This is a genomic window from Tenacibaculum sp. 1_MG-2023 (assembly GCF_030547425.1).
Taxonomy (GTDB): Bacteria; Bacteroidota; Bacteroidia; order Flavobacteriales; family Flavobacteriaceae; genus Polaribacter.
This window is the reverse complement of record NZ_JAUORH010000007.1, coordinates 70762-90443: the sequence shown is the minus strand read 5'-3', so window position 1 is coordinate 90443 and position 19682 is coordinate 70762. Positions and strand designations below refer to the sequence as shown.

Sequence of the window (19682 nt, the reverse complement as noted above, 5' to 3'; positions counted from 1 at the left end):
AACTTTATGTTTTCACCAAAAACCCAACATACCACAAAACCAATTTCTTCAAAACCAAATGGAGGAGGAAGCTTTATTCAACCTAAATTAAATGTTGGGAAACCAGGTGATAAATATGAGGTAGAGGCAGATAGAGCTGCGGATAAAATAGTAGCGAAAGGAAAAGAAACCCCAAACTCTTTTTTCGCACCGACAGTACAAAAGAAAAATGAAGAAGAGATTCAAAAACAAGAATCAAATGAACAAGAAGTTCAGCAAAAACCTTTGGTTGATTCTATAAGTCCAGTAGTTCAATTAACATCAGAAAAAGACCTTCAAAAACAAGAAGAAGTACAACAAAAAGAAGAGGAAGAAGTACAAAAAGTAGAAGATGAAAATATTCAGGAAGTAACAGAAGATAATCTACAAGCTAAAGAAGATAACACTACATCATTTAGTAATGAATTAATTCAACAAAAATCTGAAGAAGAAATCCAACAAAAAGAAGAGGAGGAGGTTCAGGAAAAAGAGGAAGAAGAAATTCAGCAATTGCAAATGTCAGGAGGAGACGATAGTTCTTCGTTAGAAAATGATTTGAATAGCTCAAAAGGAGGAGGAAGTCCATTGCCTTCAAATACCCAAAACGAAATGGAGTCAGGTTTTGGAGCTGATTTTAGTGGAGTACGTGTTCATAACGATAGTAATGCGGTACAAATGAACCAAGAACTAGGTTCACAAGCATTTACCAATGGAAATGATATCTATTTTAACGAAGGGAAATATAATCCAGAAAGTGATTCTGGAAAGCATTTGTTGGCACATGAGTTAACACATACCGTACAACAAGGAGCTTCGCCAGCAGCTAACAATGTTCAAAAATCGGAAGGAGAAACTGATACAGTAACTTTAGTGGCTCCCACTCAAGCGATAGACATCACTAATGGACTACAACTATCTGATGATTGGTTGGCTTATATCGAGCAAGAATCAAGGACACGTAACTTTGATGTAAATGTTAAGATTGGTACACAATTCGAAGGAACTATTAAAATTCGAAAACTTGGAAGACCTGCAGAAGGACAAGCTCAAAAGTTTGAGCTTTCAAGTAGTAGAAGAAATAATCATTTAGATGTCCGTGGAATGTCGTTTTTAAATCCGCTCAGAGATGCTGGTGTATTTCCTGTTTTAGTATTGCGAAACTTTGGAGAAGAACAAAACACCACAGGATTTTTAAGTGTTAGAGCAGGAGAAGAAGTTGTTCCAAATGTTTTAGGGATTATTCAAAAAATTAATGAGAACCTTGAAGCAATGAGTTTCTTAGGATTGAGTCCTATAGAAGTTGCAGAGGGATTAGAGAACAGGTTTGAAAACGGAGGATTAAACTTTAGAGCGAATAATTTATCAGCCAATATTGATGGATATATAGAAGCAACTGGTAGTTTAGGAATTACAGACTCTAATTTAAGCTTTGAACTCAATTCCACCGTAGATATAGCAGGGTTAGCATCGGGAGAGTTTAATGTAGCAAGAGGCGCTGACGGAAAATTAAGTGGACAAGCAAGTATTGGTGCAGATATAGCAAATGTAAGCGCATCTTTAAATGTTGAGTATGATGATGGAGCAGTAACAATACAAGGTACAGGGAGAATGAATTCAGATAAATTTTCCGGAGAAATCACTTTATTAGTTACCGATGCTACTCGTTCTCGCCAAATGATGCATGCTGCATTAGGAGTAGAAAGTATGGATCAGGAAGCTGAAGCATCCGCTAATCAAGAGCAGGCTACTGTATCAAAAACAAAAGACAATCAAGTATTAGCAGGTTGGGGAGAAGTGCAAGCAACTATAACCCCTTGGCTGGAAGGAACAGCTAAAGTAGGAATAGATAACGAAGGGCATGTCACCATTGTAGGAGAAATTGTGGTTCCAGATGAGATAGAGTTAATGGAGCAACGTGGGAAAAAAGTAGATATTTTCCAAGTTGAAATACGAGCAGGCTACGGTATTCCATTAGTAGGACAAGTGTTTTTATTCGCTAGTATAGGAATGTTTGCCAATGCAGGTTTTGGGCCTTTGGTATTAAAAAATGTAGGTTTTACAGGAACCTACTCTACGGATCCATCAGTATTACAGGAGTTTAATATCACAGGAACCCTAGGAATCAATGCTTTTGCAGTACTTGGATTAGAGGCTGAAGCAGGTGTGGGAGTTACCTTGATAGGTCACGACGTAAAAGCGGGAGTAAATGTTACTGCAGCAGCAGGATTAAGAGCGTATGCAGAAGCCACACCAACTTTTGAATATAAAGAAGAAGCTTCTCCAGAAGGAGGAAAAGTAGGAGAATCAAGATTAAAAGGACATTTTGAAGCAGCAGCCCAATTGTTCTTACAATTATCTGGAGCCTTATTTTATGAACTAGACAGTCCATGGTGGTCACCAGCACCAGATGGTAGAGAAGAATATCCATTAGGGGAAGTACAATATCCAATTGGAGATAGTTTAGGAATAGGTGCCGATGTAGATTGGCTAGTAGGAGGAGAAGAACCGCCAGAATTAACCATGTCTCCTGTTGAGTTTGATGCAGACAAGTTTACGGCTGATGTAATGGCTGATCCGCCTCCACGAAGTATGGGAGACAGTGAATCGAGTCCTGAAGGAGAATGGCAAGGAGAAAACGCAAATAGTAATCAAACAGAAAACCCTGAAATAACAGGAGAAGGAGAAGGATTACCACCAGGTAGAAGAGAAGAAGATTTAAGTAATCTTTCAGAAGAGCAAAAATACATGCGTGCTTTAGATGAATTGTCTCAAATGGAGAATGCCAATCCAAAACCTACCATTGGAGTAGTAGAAGATAAAATTAATACGGTAAAACGCAGGTATGGAATTCGTAGAATTCAAACTAGAAATGAAGAAGCAGAAAGTGTAGCTGTTTATGTAGAACATGGAGAAGAAAATAACGGGAGACATCTGTTGGGAATTGCTTTAATGAGTGAGGCGGAACAACGCAGAATGATTACTGAATCAATTGAAGATCTTAGAGCTAGAGAAAGAGGAGCTGTAAGTGAAGATAATAAAATAGATGAATCTGCAGCTCAAGATTTATTGAGAATTTGGAAAAGTGAACACGATGTGATTATCTCTGCGAGAGTTGTTGATGGAAATGATACTTGGGACTATCTGCTTACTATAGGAGAAAGAAATCAAACAGAAATTGGTAAACCCAAAGTAGAAATTGTTGAATCTGTAGATTCAGGTTTACAAGAAGGAGATGGAGAAATAGGAAAAATTGTAAGGTTTGATGCTGAAGGTGAGAATCATAGGATTTGGATTAGAGTTTCTGGAAACGATGTAGATGTTATGATTGCTAGTAATCCATCAGTTATTGCAACGAAGTTAATAGACTGGCGATCTAGGCTAGACTCATTAGACGATACTAAGAAAAGAGTAGCTAGAGGCTTCTTAGATTCTGCCGAGTATTTATATGAGCAAGTTAAAAATGAGGCAATAACAGCGAATAGAGAACTTTCAGAGGCTACAGCTACCCCTACTCCTGATTCGACTTCAGAGGCAGTAGAAGCAGATGACAGAGTGGAAAGTACTCAAGACAGAATGGTTTCTATTTTTAGAAACTTATTCACCATTTTTGGTGATACTGATAATGAAGATACGATGTATGTTGGGTTTGAAAGAGATATTGTATCTAAAACCCACTTGAGTGCTCATCCAATGCTATTGCAAGAATCTACTGCAATTTTTGATTCAAATAAAGCTTTAAGAGATGAAAATAAGAGTAGAGGATTTAGTTCATGGTCAGGATTGGTTAATAAGTTTAAGAGTGATGGTCCAAAAACAAAGCAGGTAATAGAACACCCAATTTCGAATTCAGAAGCTTACGGAGATTACACCAAAGAGCAAGTTAAAAGAGCCGCTGATAGAGTGTTAGATTCATCAATTGAAAATACAGAGAAAACAAATGTAATTAATCAAAAGATTGCAGAAATAGAAGGAGGAGAAGCAAGAAATGCCTATGCCAGTATTAGAGATCAGGTGTTTGATAGAGAAAGAGAGCCAGTAGCTAATCAACGATTAGATTCTTTATTTAGAGGAGATGAAGGAGAACATAATCAATACAAAATTTTAGATTCTAGTGTCGACTATGATGGGACTTCAAGCGGGCAATTAATTGTTAATTATAACTATACGGTTCAGATAGGGAATCAGCCTCCAGAGAAAAGAGAATTTACTGTAACAATCCAACAAAGTCAGTTGAGCACTGGAGGGAATATTACAAATCACTCAATAGAAGGAAGGAATTTAGCCTTAAAAGAGCCTGGTTCAAGAGGTAGAACAGTATCTGCTAGTAATGTAGATGGTAGAACTGCAATTCAAGACGCTAATACCAGTAATAGTTCAGATAGAGACAACGTACTTAATTCACCAAATCAGGAGAATTATCAAGAAGTTATGGATGGTATGAGAGACCAGTTTACAGGTCAGGTAGATGATACAACCATTAAGTTTAATGCTTCTCACTTAATAGCCGATTGGTTCCAAGGTTCAGGGTATGCTCAAGCACTCAATTTAATGACAACATCAGAGCACTATAACAAGCAAATTATGTTTGGAGCAGAATCTCAAATAGAAGAACGTTTAGCTACGGCAGAAAGAAGGTTTAGGAGCATTAAAGGAATTGAGTATATTACGTTTGATTTAAGTGTAGACGCAGAATGGATGTCAATTTCTGATAACGCTGTGAGTGATACTATTTCTAGTCAAACACAAGAAATCTCTGGAGAAACACCAGAACAGAGAAGAGAAAGATTGCAAGAGCTGCATAGAGTGCTTTCAAGAGATAATGACCCTAAGTTTTGTAGAGGAGTAAAATATAGGGTTGTAAAAATCCATCTTAAAGATAAAGACGGAGGAATCATAAGATCGGTTAATTCTACAATATTTAGAGAGATTGGTCAAGATGTACATTTAAGAGAAATACTTAGCAAACAATAATTAAAATGGAACAAATAAAAATCTTTTTAGATCGATTTACACAGATAGAAGCGCAGGCAAATTATTTAAGATTAAAGCCAAATGTTAAGAACTACAACAACGCTTATGAACAAATGAATACTTTTTTAATAAAAGAATTAGCAGGTCAGATGGGACTTTTAAAGCTTGAAAAGTTAGAATCTGAAAAGTTTTATAATGATTATAAAGACTCTGAGCCTTTCAATACCAGAAAGGTGTATAAAATAAGTCATTATAAACATGAGAAATATAAAGATGTTTGGGTGGCTTATACGTCTGAGATAAACCCATTTGATGATTTCAACACTATGTCTGAATCCTTATTTATAATTAGAGAAGGTGAAAATTATAAAATAGCAAAGCAATATATTTATTCTAGTTACAGCAGTGATGGAAATGAAACTTCTTGGGAAGAGCTTCAAGGGGATAAGTGTCTTACTTTTAGTTCTTTGGGGGGGTATGTTAATTCTGAAAGGTATGATGAACCATTGGATGATGAAGAATCAATGAAAATGTATTTAGAAGACTTGTAAACTACGTTTTTAAGAGTATCATTATTTATGAATAATATTTTAAACTAAACGCTATAATTTAAATCTTTAGCGTAAAACAATAAATGAAACAAACAAAACATCTCATATTGAAAAGTCAATCACACTTTGATGAAAAGATCTCTTATTTAAGAGAGGTCATCTATTATAGATTCAAAAAAGAATTTTCATCTGAAGAACTTGCATTTCCAATATTTAGTGATATTGCTAATGATAATTCTGAGTTTTCGAAAGTTATAAATAAAAACAACTTAAATATAGATGAGATATTAGTTTTGTTAATGGTTTTTATACCTAACATTTCACCTAATTTTTTTAGTAATATCATCTCCGATTTTTTACCCAACGGAGGTGAACTTCCTGAATTTGGAGGTGTAAAAGGAAAAAATCATAGGGGAATTATTCCGACGGTTGAAACAGCTTTATATATCTTGGCAGGGAATGATGTCGAAGAACGTAAGGAAATTACAAACTTTATACTGTGTGATAGTAAACTCATAAAAAACTCCATTATAGGAATAGAAAAAGTACCCTATGGAGAACCTATGATGTCGGGAAAATTAATTTTAACAGAAGAATATGTACATCTATTTTTAACAGGTAAAGAATTAAAACCACAACTAAGTCAAGATTTTCCTGCAAGCTTAATAACCACAGATTTAGAGTGGGACGATTTGGTATTGCAAGAAAAAACATTGAATGATGTAAAAGAAATAGAAAACTGGTTGGCGTATAAAGAAATTTTAATGAACGATTGGGGCATGTCTTCAAAAATAAAACCAGGATATCGCGTGTTGTTTTGTGGACTCCCAGGAACTGGAAAAACATTAACAGCAGGTCTGCTAGGAAAACATACAGGAAAAGATGTATACAGAGTAGATTTATCGATGGTTGTATCAAAATATATAGGAGAAACAGAAAAAAACTTATCTAAATTATTTGATAAATCCATTAATAAAGATTGGATTTTATTTTTTGACGAAGCTGATTCTATCTTCGGAAAAAGAACCAGTGTAAGAGACGCCCATGATAAATACGCTAATCAAGAAGTGTCGTATTTACTACAACGCATAGAAGCACATCCAGGATTGATTATCCTAGCCTCTAACTTTAAAAATAATATAGATACAGCATTTACACGTCGCTTTAATAATATTATAGAGTTTGAAACACCAAACTATGAGGAGAGGTTAGTATTGTGGAAAAAGAATTTACCTAATAAAATAGAGCTTGAAGGGTTAATTACAATAGAAGAATTAGCCAAAAAATTCAATATTACAGGAGCTAATATTGTAAACGCAGTTCAATATGCATGCTTAAAAACTATAGCTAATAAAGAGAATAAAATATTAAGACAGTATATTTTAGAAGGAATAAAACGAGAATACACAAAAGAAGGAAGAACAACGAATATTTCAATTTAAAAAATAGGATATGAAAACAATAAATCAAGTACACGGAATTCCATTACATTATGCACGTTTAACAAATCACCCATACGGAACAAGAGGAGAACAACGTAATTTTGCAATAGAAGAGCGTTTTTTAGATACTTTAAAAGAAGCGCTTCAAGAGGTTTTCGAACACTGTCCTTTAGGAATTCCAGAAGTAATTACCACAGCAGGAATTTTTGTTGACAAACCTGGACAGCATGGACATGGAAAAGCGTTCGACTTGGATGCTATTTTTTGGAGAGATGAAACGTTAGTTACGTCTAATTTTATACATCAAAAAGAATTGTATTTAGGAATAGAATCTTTTTTAAGAAAACACTTTGGTATTGTATTAAACTATTACTATCCAAACCATAAAGATCATTGGCATGTTGATACAAGTGTTCCTGTTGATTATAACGAAACATCAAAATCAGAAACCTTATACTTACAACTAGTGTTAAAATATATTTATAAGGAAGAAATTTTAGTTGATGGTGTATGGGGACGTCAAACTTCAGGAGTAGTAAAAGAGGTTTTTGAAAGATTAGGAATTAATACACCTATAACGACCAAAGTAAATTATGTAAAGTTCCTAGATATGACGGGCAAAATAGCATTTAAACTTTATGAAGAAAACACTTCTCCAAGACACTTATTAAGTAACTTGACAGAAGTCGTAGAAGATTTACCACAACAAAGTAGAATAGCTGTACGAGAAGCATTAAATAGTTTTTTAAATCATGAAGAAACAGCAACTTGGTTAAGTGATTTTGAAGAAATCCATAACATAGATACTATTATAGAAGAAGTAATAGCATAAAATTTTTTATTTGGAAAACTGATGCTTAAACCACACCTTTTTCCAGATTCTTTTTAAAATTAAGAACGTAACATTTTCTGTATATACATTCATATCGGTAGATTCAACAATTTGTGAGTCTTTTTCAGAAACATCAATGCAATATAAAAGATTGGTGTATGAGCTGAAATCGTGTAATATGAGTTCTTTTATTGATGTCTGCAACTCCTCTTTCAATTGTAAGGGAGTACTTTTTTCAGAAAAAGAAGTATTAATTCCTGTTAAACCAAAATCTTTGTTAAGTTGAATTATAAGTTCTTTATATAGCTTGGTATTGGCTACATTAGTTAATAAATCTATACTATTTTGATAACTTGGAAACATTTTCTTAATTCAGCTTGTAATTAATAAACTGCTCATCTAAGGCTTTTAAAAATTCGCTTGATACTTTAATCTTAGTCGTTCTACTTGGTAAGCTTAATTCTATTTTTTCTTCAGCATCCCAAATAGTAAAATATAAACTATGTGAACCTTTATTAATAGCAAATAGGTGTTGTAATTCTTTTATAGTGTTTTCTTTTACTTCTTTTAAAGGAATTTTAATAGTAAGTTTTTTGCACATTTTATCCATAATGTCATGTAATAGCAAAAACTCATTAAACCCAACTCTAGGATCACCTTTAACACCTTCTTTATTAGTCCACCCAGGTTTGATAGTAGTTTTGATAAATAAAAATGAATTTGGAACTAAAAAGTGTTTAAATTTTAAGTAATCTTCTCCAAAAATTCTAAATTCAAAACTTTCGTTATAATCTTCTATGATAAATGAAGCCCAACCTTTTCCTGCTTTTGAAACACGGTGTTGTACATCCGTAACAATTCCTGCAAAAGAAAGCCCTAAACCTTCATACTGCGCAATATTTTTAAAATGAGCTAAGGAAGCGTTACAGAACTTTAGTTCATTTTTAAAATCATCTAACGGATGCGCAGAAATGTACATCCCCACAACTTCTTTTTCACGAGCCAATAATTCCATAGTTCCCCAAGTTTCACATTCAGGAATTAAAGGTTCAGGTAAATCAACATCCGAAGCTTCTCCAAATAAAGATACCTGAGATGAATTCTGATTTTCTTGAAACTTATTTCCAAAACGAATAGCCTTTTCTAAAAAAGTTTGTCCTTTTTCATCTTTCACATAATACTGAGCTCTGTGAGTATCTGTAAAGGAATCAAAACCACCAGCTAATACTAAACCTTCAAAAGCTTTTTTGTTGGCGACACGTAAATCAACACGTTTAGCAACATCAAAAATGGAAGAATAATGCCCATTTTCTTTACGTTCATCAATAATTGCTTTTACAGCAGAACCACCAACACCTTTAATTGCCGCCATACCAAAACGAACAGCACCATCCTTATTTACTGAAAATTTAGCATACGATTCGTTTACATCAGGTCCTAGTACCTCTAACCCCATACGTTTACATTCCTCCATGAAAAACGAAACCGTTTTAATATCGTTCATGTTATTTGAAAGCACTGCAGCCATGTATTCAGCAGGGTAGTGAGCTTTTAAATAAGCGGTTTGATAAGCAATCCAAGCATAACAAGTAGAGTGCGATTTGTTAAAGGCATACGAAGCAAATGCTTCCCAGTCTTTCCAAATTTTTTCTAAGGCTTTTTCATCATGACCATTGGCTTTTGCTTGATTTACAAACTTAGGTTTCATTTTAGCTAATACCGCAGCTTGTTTTTTACCCATAGCCTTACGGAGTACATCGGCCTCACCTTTGGTAAAATCAGCTAACTTCTGTGAAAGCAACATTACTTGCTCTTGATATACGGTAATCCCATAGGTTTCCGCTAGATATTCTTCCATAGCAGGAAGATCATATTGAATTTCTTCGTCTCCATGTTTTCTTCGGATAAAAGAAGGGATATATTCTAAAGGACCTGGACGATACAAGGCGTTCATTGCAATTAGATCTGCAAAAACCGTAGGCTTCAATTCACGCATGTATTTTTGCATTCCAGGAGATTCGTACTGGAATATCCCTACAGTTTCTCCACGTTGGAACAGCGCATAAGTTTCTTCATCATCAATAGGGAAATTTTCAGGATCGAGTTCTACACCGTGACGTGCTTTTACAATTTTTACGGTATCTTTAATTAGAGTTAATGTCTTTAATCCTAAAAAATCCATTTTTAGTAATCCTGCACTTTCTACTACCGAGTTGTCAAACTGAGTAACATACATATCAGAATCTTTCGCTAGAGATACAGGTACGAATTTGGTAATATCATCAGGAGTAATAATTACTCCACAGGCGTGAATTCCCGTATTACGAACCGAACCTTCTAAAATTCTGGCTTTGTTAATGGTTTCAGCTTCCAATCCACTACCATTAGCAATGGCTTTTAACTCGTTTACCATTTCAATTTCTTCAGAACGAAGTTTTTCTTTTAACCCTTTCTCATCTAAAGAAAAGATTTTTTTCAACTTCATTCCTGGAATTAGTTTGGCAATTCTATCGGCTTCAAATAGCGGTAAATCTAGTACACGAGCAGTATCACGTACAGATGATTTCGCAGCCATAGTACCGTAGGTAATAATTTGTGCTACTTGGTTGGCTCCGTATTTTTCAATTACATAATCCATTACACGGCTACGACCTTCATCATCAAAATCAATATCGATATCGGGCATCGATACACGTTCAGGATTTAAGAAACGCTCAAAAAGCAAATCGTACTGAATAGGGTCTATATTGGTAATCCATAAACAAAAGGCAACTACTGAACCAGCAGCAGATCCACGTCCGGGACCTACTGATACATCCATGTTTCGGGCTTCTCGAATAAAGTCTTCTACAATCAAGAAATATCCAGGATATCCTGTTTTAGCAATTACATCTAGCTCAAAATCTAAACGTTCACGAATACTATCGGTAATTTCTCCGTAACGTTTTTTGGCTCCTTCATATGTTAGGTGACGTAAAAAATTGTTTTCCCCGCGCTTTCCTCCGTCTTCAAGATCTTTTTCATCTTTAAACTCTTCAGGAATATCAAAGGCAGGTAATAATACATCGCGAGCTAAACCAAAAGGCTCAACTTTATCCACAATTTCCTGAATATTGATGATAGCCTCTGGTAAATCAGCAAAGAGTTTTTTCATCTCTTCGGTAGATTTAAAGTAATACTCGTCGTTAGGTAATCCATAACGGTAACCTCTTCCTCTACCTTTAGGAGTTGCTTGTTTTTCCCCGTCTTTTACACATAATAAGATATCATGTGCATTTGCGTCTTCTTTACCTAAGTAAAAAGTGTTGTTTGTAGCAACAATTTTTACATCATGTTTTTTAGAAAAAGAAATAAGAGTCTCATTTACGACTTTTTCATCTTCTTGTCCGTGACGCATTAATTCAATGTACAAATCGTCACCAAATTGTTGTTTCCACCAAAGTAATGCCTCTTCGGCTTGGGCTTCACCGACATTTAATATTTTACTAGGAACTTCACCATATAAGTTTCCTGTTAATACAATTACGTCTTCTTTGTATTGTTCAATAACTTTTTTGTCAATTCTCGGAACGTAATAAAATCCATCAACAAAGGCTATAGAAGACATTTTAGCTAAGTTGTGGTATCCTTTTTTATTTTTTGCTAGTAAAACAACTTGATATCCGTTGTCTTTTTGACTCTTATTAGTATGATCTTCACAAATATTAAATTCACAACCTACTATAGGTTTTAAAATACTTTGTGTTGGTTCTTCTCCTTTTTCTAAAGCTTCTTTGTTAGCTGCTTCGGCGGCTTTATTATGTCCTATAACTGCTTGTACAAAGTGAAAAGCCGCCATCATATTACCTGTATCAGTCATGGCAACTGCAGACATATTATCGTTAGCAGCAGCATTTACAATGTTACCAATTTGAATGGTAGACTGTAAAACGGAGTATTGTGTGTGGTTATGTAAATGAGCAAACCTTACACCTTCAAGTTCTGCTAGTCCTTCAGCGGTAGAAATTGTATTCGCTTCTTCAGTTTCTGAAGATTTTCTTTTACGGATTTTTTCACTTTCCTTTTTAAGGTTTAAGTGTTTAAGTCCGACTACTTGTATTGGGGTTGGATTAGTTTCTGTATAATGGTGAAAATAATCTGAAGTAACATTTAATTGATCTTCTGTATATTGACGTAAGCGAATTAATTCTAAAAAACAGCGAGTAGTTGCTTCTACATCGGCAGTTGCATTATGTGCTTCTCCAAAACCAGTTCCGAATAAATGTTGGTGTAGTTCGGTAAGGGTAGGAAGTTTGAATTTTCCTCCACGACCACCAGGAATTTGACATAATTGTGCTGTGTGTTCAGTACAGGTGTCTAAAACTGGTAACTCTGTTAAATTATTTTCAACGCCTAAACGGTGAAATTCACAACCCATAATATTGACATCAAAGCCAACATTTTGTCCAACAATAAAGGTTGTTTTTTGTAAAGCATTATTAAATAACTTTAACCCCTCACTTAATTGGATACCTTGCTCAATAGCCAAATCGGTAGATATTCCGTGTATACGTTCAGCATCATATGGAATATTAAATCCGTCAGGTTGAATTAAAAAATCGTTATGTTCAATTAAATTCCCTAATTCGTCATGTAATTGCCATGCAATTTGTATGGCTCTAGGCCAGTTATCGGTATCGGTTATTGGAGCGTTCCAGCTTTTAGGTAATCCAGTAGTTTCGGTATCGAAAATTAAATACATGGGCAAAAATTACTTGTTGAAGCGTTTTGGGTAAAACAAAGTGTAAAAATACGAAGAATTTGCATTGATTAACTGAGAAGTTATTAACGAGTGTTTTAGCTTGATGTAAAGGCTTGAATAGCTGATTGTAATCAAAAAATGATGTTAACTGTAGGTTAAGTTTAAAAGAAAAATAAAAAAAAGTAGTTGATAATCAATTAATAAGATTTATATTTGCACTTTAATATAATATTTTTTACAATGAAAGAAGGAACAGTAAAGTTCTTCAATGAATCTAAAGGTTTTGGATTTATTACAGAGTCAGGATCAAACACAGAACATTTTGTACACGTATCAGGTTTAATCGATGAGATTAGAGAAGGTGATACTGTTGAGTTTGAACTTAAAGAAGGAAAAAAAGGATTAAACGCAGTTAGCGTTAGAGTATTATAATATATCTCAGAATTTATTTTTCTTAAGAGCCTGTTAAACAGGCTCTTTTTTATTTTAATAAAATTAGTTTTTTGCTTTTAAGTAAAAAAGATTTTATAAATTTGCGCCCACTTATCACGAGATGGTAAGATTTATTAATAATCAAGGTCGCGTACCTTAAAAATTAAAATTATGCCTGTAAAAATTAGATTACAAAGACACGGTAAAAAAGGAAAACCATTTTACTGGGTAGTAGCTGCTGATTCTAGAGCTAAAAGAGACGGTCGTTTCTTAGAAAAAATCGGAACGTACAACCCAAACACTAACCCTGCAACTATTGACTTAGATGTTGATGGAGCTGTAAAGTGGTTACAAAATGGTGCTCAACCAACTGATACTGCTAAAGCTATTTTATCATATAAAGGAGCTTTATTGAAAAATCACTTAGCTGGTGGAGTAAAAAAAGGAGCTTTAACTGAAGAGCAAGCAGAAGCTAAATTCAATGCTTGGGTAGAAGAAAAAGCAAATAAAGTAGCTGGTAAAGTTGACGGTTTAGCAAAAGCAGAAGCAGATGCTAAAGCAAAAGCTTTAGAAGCTGAGAAAGCTGTAAACGAAGCACGTGTAGCTGCTGCAACTCCTGTTGCAGAAGATAGCGAGGAAGTTGCTGTTGAATCAGGTGCTGATAGCGAAGAATAAAAAACTGTACTACGATGATGCAAAAAGAAGATTGCTTTTATCTTGGCAAAATCGTTAAAAAACATAGTTTTAAGGGCGAGGTAATTATTAAGTTAGATACTGATGAACCCGATCTTTACGAAAATTTGGAATCAGTTTTTGTCGATTTAGGCAATAATCTGATTCCTTTTTTTATTGAGAAGTCTACCTTAAGTAAGGCAACAATGTTTCGAGTAAAGTTTGAAGATGTAAATACAGAGGCTGATGCTGAGGCTATTTTACGTTCAGAAGTTTATTTGCCATTGGATTTGCTACCAAAACTTTCAGGAAACAAATTTTACTATCATGAAGTAATAGGTTTTACAGTTGTTGATACTGCTTTTGGAGAAGTAGGTGAAATTGTAAGTATTAATGACTTTTCTGCCCAACCTTTATTTGAAATTGATAGAGAAGGTAAAGAGATTTTTATCCCTATGATTGATGACTTCATCAAAAAAGTAGATAGAGAGAATAAAACTATAGAAGTTGAAACTCCAGAAGGATTGATAGAATTATATTTAGGATAAGAAAGATATTTCATAGAACAAAAAAAAGTGGAAGGAATTATCCTTCCGCTTTTTTTGTTGTAATTATTTTATTGAAGTTCCCAGATTTCATAACTGTTAACCTTGTTTTTATCTTCAAAAAGCTTAAAGGTTGTGTTGTCTAATAGTGTTAACCAAACTTTTTTATCTCCAACGATAATATTATATTCTTCACCACTAACATGTTTCCATGTGCCAGAAGAATCATCGTTTGTTATACATTCGTTGTCCACTTTTTCATAAAATGTAGCTTTAAAAGTGTTATTTGAAAAAAAATCTGTAAAATCATTTTCTTGGCATTCTCTTAATTGAGTTTTTTCACCGTTTAAATATTCTTCAGAAATTTTCCAAGTTCCAATTAATGAGTTGTCAGAAATGTCTTCATCACTAGAGGAGCAGCTTAAGAAAGTTAAAGAGAAAGCAAATAATAAAATAATTTTTTTCATAGTATAAAATTTAGAATTGGTGTAAATATATAAAAGTTTAACCTACTAAAAGGTTATTGTTTTTTCAGGATATGGATTAAAAAACATACTCAAATACACAATCTTCTCCATTTTCAAAAACTTGTTGCATTCCAATAAATTCAAAACCTAATTTTTTTAATAGTTTTTGAGATTTTTCATTTTTAGGCATGGTTAAAGCTAGTACTTTTTCTTGTTTAAACTTAGTACGAACGTATTCTATAATTAATTTTGTAGCCTCTGTAGCATAACCTTTACCTCTTCCCTCGGGTAAAAAAGCATAGCCAATATCAATAAAATTTAATTTATCTCTTTGTAGCGCAGTTGAGGCTCCAATAGGTTTGTTAGTTTCTTTTAAGATTACGGTAAAAAAACCTAATCCACCTAATTTCGAATTTTTAAATAAAATATCTTTTAAGTAAACACGAGTTTCTTCAATAGATTTTAAATTTTTATCACCAATAAACTGAATCCAATCAGGATCATTAAATAGTTGGAAGTAAAAATGAGCGTCACTTACTAGAGCTTCTTTAATAATTAATCGTTCGCTTTCTAATAACATAGCCTAAATATAAATTAAAAATGTACTTTTGCGAAGCAAAAAAAGAATAAAATGAGTTTATTACAAGAATTACAAGATAGAAGTGGAAATCAATGCGAATTATGCGGGTCAAAAAGCGATTTGTCAATTTATGAAGTGCCACCAATTTCAACAGGAGGTGTTGACGGTAGTTTGTTGGCTTGTAGTACTTGTATTGAGCAGATTGAAGATGCAGATAAGACAGATGCAAACCATTGGCGTTGTTTGAACGATAGTATGTGGAGTGAGTTTAGAGCAGTAAAAGTTATGGCTTGGAGAATGTTACACCGTGTTAAAAAAGACGGATGGTCACAAGATTTGTTGGATATGATGTATTTAGAAGACGAGGATCTGCGTTTTGCTGAAGCTACAGGTGAACATTTAGATGAGAGTGAAAAAATAATTCATAGAGATGTAAACGGTGCTATTTTACAGGCGGGAGATAGTGTAGTGTTGATTAAAGATTTAAAAGTAAAAGGTTCTAGTATGGTAGCAAAACAGGGAACGGCTGTACGTAGAATTTCGTTAGATCCTGAAAACGCTAAGTATATTGAAGGTAAGGTAGGAGCTACTCAAATCGTGATTATTACCGATTATGTAAAGAAAATGGCTGAAAAGGAATAGATTCAGTTTGAAAGAAGTTGAGTTTTCAAAGTTTCAAAGTTTAAGATTTTACTTTGAAACTTTGAAACTAATTATTTCTCAGTATTATAATATACTTTATAAAACTTCATTTTTTTGTCTTCGTCGTAACCTTGCTCTAAGTATTCAGCAGAAGCATCAGGAGCATCAACATCAATTTTAATTTGGATATTGGTGTCCAGTTTTATTTCTGTTTTAAACTTACTTTTTTCCTTTTTTAAAACCACATCAGAGACTTCGAAGTTATTACGTATTAATACGTCATTTAACTTTTCAAAGTGTTGTTTGTAGTCTTCAAACATGTCTTTATGCTTGTCCTCTTCAAAAATTTCATCTTTAAACCCGTGGTAGTCTACGCTTTCGTGTTCTTTAAAGTAATCAACAGTATTAGCTAAAAAATTACTTTGCTCTTGTTTTCCTAATTCAGGTTTTAGAATTTCTTCAGAAAACTCCTTACACATTTCAAGGTAGTTTTGGGTGTGCAAGTTACGATCATCAGCATATTTTACACTTAAAAAATTCTTTATCCAGTATTGTGCATCGTATTGATTGTTGTCTACTGATAAAACCACAGTTCCTTCTGCATCAGTAGAGTTTAAAATTAAACAACCCTTATCCAATCTTTTGGTTGAAATTCCTTTTTGTACCACTACATCAAAACTATCATCATCTAAATAGGTTTGAAAGAAATCTACTTTACTTTCAATTTTAAAAACTCCAACAGCTTCAGTTAAAACATCTTTATACTCGATACCTTCAAAATAGGCAACAATAACATCTCCTGTTTTAATATTGGCAGAGTTTGATTGTTCGTAAAGGTGATTAACAATATTTTTAGAATGCTCAATAAAAACCTCATTGCTATCATCTTCAAAAATATCAGCAGCGTATTTATTTATTTCATTTAGTCGAACATCTGCATGATGACTAAAACGGTAACTTTGCGTAACAGCCCCGAAAGGTTTTAATAAAAAAGGAAGTAATAATTCGTAGCTCTCTTCATCAAAACGAACTAAACTTTCTGAAAAAGCATTTTGTCCACTATTATACTTATTCCCTACTTTGTGAATAATACACTTATTAATTTCGGTACGAGTTCTTTTAATCATCTTCTAAAAAATTGGAAGACAAAAATAGAAAAATTAAAGTTCGAATTTTAATTGTTCAGGTAACAATTTAAATGATTTTCGATGATAAAGAGTCGCTCCAAACTGACGAATAGCTTCACGGTGCTCTTTAGTTGGGTATCCTTTGTTTTTTTTCCAGTTATATTGAGGGAATTCTTGATGAATTTTTTCCATATACTCATCACGATACGTTTTTGCAAGTACAGACGCAGCTGCTATACTCATAAATTTAGCATCACCTTTTACAATAGTTTGATGAGGGATTTCTTTAAAAGGCCTAAACTTATTTCCATCAACAATAATAAACTCGGGTTGCATAGCTAATTGTTCTATTGAACGGTGCATTCCTGTAATTGACGCTTGTAATACATTTAGTTCGTCAACCTCTTCTTGATGTATAAAAGAAACTCCAAATGCAAGCGCATGCTCTTCAATATAAGGTCGAAGTTTTTGTCGTTTTTTTTCAGAAATCTGTTTAGAGTCATTTAATAACTCGTGTTTAAAGTTGTCAGGTAAAATAACGGCAGCAGCTACAACAGGTCCTGATAAACAGCCTCTACCAGCTTCATCTGTTCCTGCTTCAAATTTATGCCCGCTATAATTTAATTGCAACATGCTACAAATTAACAGATTTCAAAGAAATTAATCGTGATTTTTGTCGTTAAATTATTTTACTTTTGTTGCTATGAAGAAAAATATCTTAGTATTTTTTTGTTTGATAAGTGTTCAAGTGATTTTTGCCCAAATAAGACCAATTGATGGGGGTTTTGGAAGAGATAGAGGAGGGCTTAATCAAAATGTGGATTCACTACCTGATAATGAAATAAATGTAAAGCTTAGTGGGAAAACTAAGTATACTGATTATAAAATTATATCACACAAGAATGATACTACCATTGTAGATACCACATTGACAATTCAAAAAGAGTACAAGTTTAATTTCTTAAGAAAGGATAATTTTGAATTGCTAGCTTTTCATAATCAAGGGCAAACGTTTAATAACTTAGGATACGATTTTACTAATATTTCACGATTTCCAAATATAGGATTTAGAGCAAAAATGTTCAATTATTTTGATATTGAAGATGTGAATTATTACCATGTTCCTACACCTACAACGGAAATTATGTACCGAACTGGTTTGGAACAGGGACAGGTATTAGATGCGCTTTTTACTACAAACTTTTCCAAGCGATTTAACTTAGCTATAGCCTATAAAGGACTTCGTTCACTGGGTACTTATAGACGTTCTTTGGCTAGTACAGGTAATTTTAGAGTAAGCTTTAGCTATGAGACTCCTAAGGGGCAATATACAATTAGAGGACATGCTGTAAATCAAGATTTTTTTAATCAAGAAAATGGAGGGTTGACAGAGACATCATTAGAAGCGTTTATAGCTGATGACCCTAATTTTAGTGGGAATAGAGGTAGGATGGATGTGAACCTGAATACTGCTGAAAGTAATTTAGATACCAAAAGATTATACTTTGAACATACTTTTAAGTTACTTTCTTCAAAAGATAGTGTAAGTCAAAAAGATTTCTCTAATTTAAAACTAGGACATTCATTTACTAGAGATTCAAAGTTTTATCGTTTTAATCAAGGTACAGCTTCAGATATGTTTGGTGATGCAAATATTTCAAGTAATATAAATAATAAAACTATTTACTTGCTGTATAACAACCAGTTTTTTGTAGATTTTAATTCAAAATATGTCTTGGGAAAATTCCGTGTAAAAACAGAATTATCAAACTACACGTATGGATATGAAAACTTACAAAATAATACGGTTGGAATAACAAAAAATAAGTTGAAGGGAGATGCCATATCTTTTGGAGCTGATTGGAATGGAAGAATTGGGAATTTTCATGTTAATGCTTCAGGTAGCCTAACACCGGGAAGTGGGCGATTATCAGGGAATAACTTTTTTGGAGAAGCTTTTTATAAGAAAGACAGTGTACTGACTGTAAAAGGAAGAATGGGGATTAGTAATAAATCACCTAATTTTAATTTCTTATTGCATCAAAGTAGTTATGATGATTATAACTGGGAAAATAATTTTTCTCAAATAGGAACACGTTCTTTAGGAGGAGTTATTGATTCTAAATGGGGGAATGCTTCGTTAGATATTACCAACATTAGTAATTATACGTATTTTGATGAGAACGGACAACCGCAACAGTTTTCAGGAGATGTTAATTATTTAAAAGCAAAAGTATCTAAAGAATTTGCCTTCGGAAAGTTTGCTTTAGATAATACCTTAATGTATCAAAAAGTAGCAAGTGGAAATAGTGTTTTTAGAGTTCCAGAATTTGTTACTCGTAATACACTTTATTATACTGATGAATGGTTTAAAGGTAAACCTCTGTTAGTACAAATAGGAGCGACGTTCAAGTATTTTTCAAAATATAAAGCGAATTCATATAATCCATTGTTAGCTGAATTCACCTTACAAGATGATACAGAAATAGGATATCCAACGCTAGATTTGTTTTTTAACGCACGGGTTCGTAGAACTCGAATTTATTTTAAAGCAGACAACATAAGTTCTTTTGTGTTAAAAAAGAATTATTTTTCGGCTCCGAATTATCCATATAGAGATTTCGTAATTCGTTTTGGAGTAGTGTGGAACTGGTTTATATAA

General features: G+C 33.5%; 15 protein-coding genes. 9 read left to right on the top strand and 6 right to left on the bottom strand.

The genetic code is table 11. The features are described from left to right. The first annotated feature begins 6 nt into the window (after positions 1-6). The 4 genes from Q4517_RS06800 to Q4517_RS06785 all read left to right on the top strand — a co-directional run bounded on the left by Q4517_RS06800 (position 7) and on the right by Q4517_RS06785 (position 7814). Entirely contained in the window at positions 7-4989 is a 4983-nt protein-coding gene (locus tag Q4517_RS06800) for a DUF4157 domain-containing protein (protein ID WP_303507715.1), read from the top strand. A gap of 5 nt (positions 4990-4994) precedes the next feature. Then, complete coding sequence (locus Q4517_RS06795; RefSeq protein ID WP_303507713.1) at positions 4995-5540, top strand: hypothetical protein; 546 nt, start codon at positions 4995-4997, stop codon at positions 5538-5540. A gap of 107 nt (positions 5541-5647) precedes the next feature. Further along, positions 5648-6982 (top strand): ATP-binding protein, encoded by a 1335-nt coding sequence (locus Q4517_RS06790; RefSeq protein ID WP_303507711.1) that lies wholly within the window; start codon positions 5648-5650, stop codon positions 6980-6982. A 10-nt stretch (positions 6983-6992) separates the two neighbouring features. Then, positions 6993-7814, top strand: a complete 822-nt coding sequence (locus Q4517_RS06785; RefSeq protein ID WP_303507709.1) for a hypothetical protein — start codon at positions 6993-6995, stop codon at positions 7812-7814. Positions 7815-7820: 6 nt separating this feature from the next. Here the strand turns inward: Q4517_RS06785 and Q4517_RS06780 are convergent, their stop codons facing one another. After that, a complete protein-coding gene (locus tag Q4517_RS06780) occupies positions 7821-8177 on the bottom strand; it encodes a hypothetical protein (RefSeq protein WP_303507707.1) in 357 nt (118 codons plus the stop codon). A gap of 4 nt (positions 8178-8181) precedes the next feature. Further along, positions 8182-12555, bottom strand: coding sequence for a DNA polymerase III subunit alpha (dnaE, locus tag Q4517_RS06775; RefSeq protein WP_303507705.1), 4374 nt, complete (start codon positions 12553-12555; stop codon positions 8182-8184). 240 nt (positions 12556-12795) lie between these two features. Here dnaE and Q4517_RS06770 point away from each other — a divergent pair, with 240 nt between their 5' ends. From Q4517_RS06770 to rimM, 3 genes are all read left to right on the top strand, one after another. Continuing rightward, positions 12796-12987, top strand: a complete 192-nt coding sequence (locus tag Q4517_RS06770; RefSeq protein ID WP_028891302.1) for a cold-shock protein — start codon at positions 12796-12798, stop codon at positions 12985-12987. A gap of 171 nt (positions 12988-13158) precedes the next feature. Beyond that, positions 13159-13662, top strand: a complete 504-nt coding sequence (locus tag Q4517_RS06765; RefSeq protein ID WP_303507696.1) for a 30S ribosomal protein S16 — start codon at positions 13159-13161, stop codon at positions 13660-13662. 17 nt (positions 13663-13679) lie between these two features. After that, positions 13680-14207, top strand: a complete 528-nt coding sequence (gene rimM, locus Q4517_RS06760) for a ribosome maturation factor RimM (RefSeq protein ID WP_303507821.1) — start codon at positions 13680-13682, stop codon at positions 14205-14207. Positions 14208-14275: 68 nt separating this feature from the next. On the opposite strand, the gene Q4517_RS06755 is transcribed toward rimM, so the two are convergent. Both Q4517_RS06755 and Q4517_RS06750 read right to left on the bottom strand, forming a co-directional pair. Beyond that, positions 14276-14671, bottom strand: a complete 396-nt coding sequence (locus Q4517_RS06755; RefSeq protein ID WP_303507694.1) for a lipocalin family protein — start codon at positions 14669-14671, stop codon at positions 14276-14278. 76 nt (positions 14672-14747) lie between these two features. After that, positions 14748-15251 (bottom strand): GNAT family N-acetyltransferase, encoded by a 504-nt coding sequence (locus tag Q4517_RS06750; protein WP_303507692.1) that lies wholly within the window; start codon positions 15249-15251, stop codon positions 14748-14750. Between the two features lie 51 nt (positions 15252-15302). On the opposite strand from Q4517_RS06750, the gene Q4517_RS06745 reads away from it, so the two are divergent. Then, complete coding sequence (locus tag Q4517_RS06745) at positions 15303-15893, top strand: alkylphosphonate utilization protein (protein ID WP_303507690.1); 591 nt, start codon at positions 15303-15305, stop codon at positions 15891-15893. A 71-nt stretch (positions 15894-15964) separates the two neighbouring features. On the opposite strand, the gene Q4517_RS06740 is transcribed toward Q4517_RS06745, so the two are convergent. Continuing rightward, positions 15965-17020: a nucleoid-associated protein gene (locus Q4517_RS06740; protein WP_303507688.1), complete on the bottom strand. Its 1056-nt coding sequence runs from the start codon at positions 17018-17020 to the stop codon at positions 15965-15967. A 33-nt stretch (positions 17021-17053) separates the two neighbouring features. Further along, positions 17054-17653, bottom strand: a complete 600-nt coding sequence (locus Q4517_RS06735) for a ribonuclease HII (protein WP_303507686.1) — start codon at positions 17651-17653, stop codon at positions 17054-17056. 70 nt (positions 17654-17723) lie between these two features. Between Q4517_RS06735 and Q4517_RS06730 the strand changes: the two genes are divergently transcribed. Beyond that, complete coding sequence (locus Q4517_RS06730) at positions 17724-19682, top strand: putative porin (protein WP_303507684.1); 1959 nt, start codon at positions 17724-17726, stop codon at positions 19680-19682.

What these genes read in the sequence shown, in the direction of transcription:
- Q4517_RS06800 (WP_303507715.1), top strand. Translation starts at nt 7, where the DNA reads ATGTTTTCACCAAAAACCCAACATACCACAAAACCAATTTCTTCAAAA.
- Q4517_RS06795 (WP_303507713.1), top strand. Translation starts at nt 4,995, where the DNA reads ATGGAACAAATAAAAATCTTTTTAGATCGATTTACACAGATAGAAGCG.
- Q4517_RS06785 (WP_303507709.1), top strand. Translation starts at nt 6,993, where the DNA reads ATGAAAACAATAAATCAAGTACACGGAATTCCATTACATTATGCACGT.
- Q4517_RS06780 (WP_303507707.1), bottom strand. Translation starts at nt 8,177, where the DNA reads ATGTTTCCAAGTTATCAAAATAGTATAGATTTATTAACTAATGTAGCC.
- dnaE (WP_303507705.1), bottom strand. Translation starts at nt 12,555, where the DNA reads ATGTATTTAATTTTCGATACCGAAACTACTGGATTACCTAAAAGCTGG.
- Q4517_RS06770 (WP_028891302.1), top strand. Translation starts at nt 12,796, where the DNA reads ATGAAAGAAGGAACAGTAAAGTTCTTCAATGAATCTAAAGGTTTTGGA.
- Q4517_RS06765 (WP_303507696.1), top strand. Translation starts at nt 13,159, where the DNA reads ATGCCTGTAAAAATTAGATTACAAAGACACGGTAAAAAAGGAAAACCA.
- rimM (WP_303507821.1), top strand. Translation starts at nt 13,680, where the DNA reads ATGCAAAAAGAAGATTGCTTTTATCTTGGCAAAATCGTTAAAAAACAT.
- Q4517_RS06755 (WP_303507694.1), bottom strand. Translation starts at nt 14,671, where the DNA reads ATGAAAAAAATTATTTTATTATTTGCTTTCTCTTTAACTTTCTTAAGC.
- Q4517_RS06750 (WP_303507692.1), bottom strand. Translation starts at nt 15,251, where the DNA reads ATGTTATTAGAAAGCGAACGATTAATTATTAAAGAAGCTCTAGTAAGT.
- Q4517_RS06745 (WP_303507690.1), top strand. Translation starts at nt 15,303, where the DNA reads ATGAGTTTATTACAAGAATTACAAGATAGAAGTGGAAATCAATGCGAA.
- Q4517_RS06740 (WP_303507688.1), bottom strand. Translation starts at nt 17,020, where the DNA reads ATGATTAAAAGAACTCGTACCGAAATTAATAAGTGTATTATTCACAAA.
- Q4517_RS06735 (WP_303507686.1), bottom strand. Translation starts at nt 17,653, where the DNA reads ATGTTGCAATTAAATTATAGCGGGCATAAATTTGAAGCAGGAACAGAT.
- Q4517_RS06730 (WP_303507684.1), top strand. Translation starts at nt 17,724, where the DNA reads ATGAAGAAAAATATCTTAGTATTTTTTTGTTTGATAAGTGTTCAAGTG.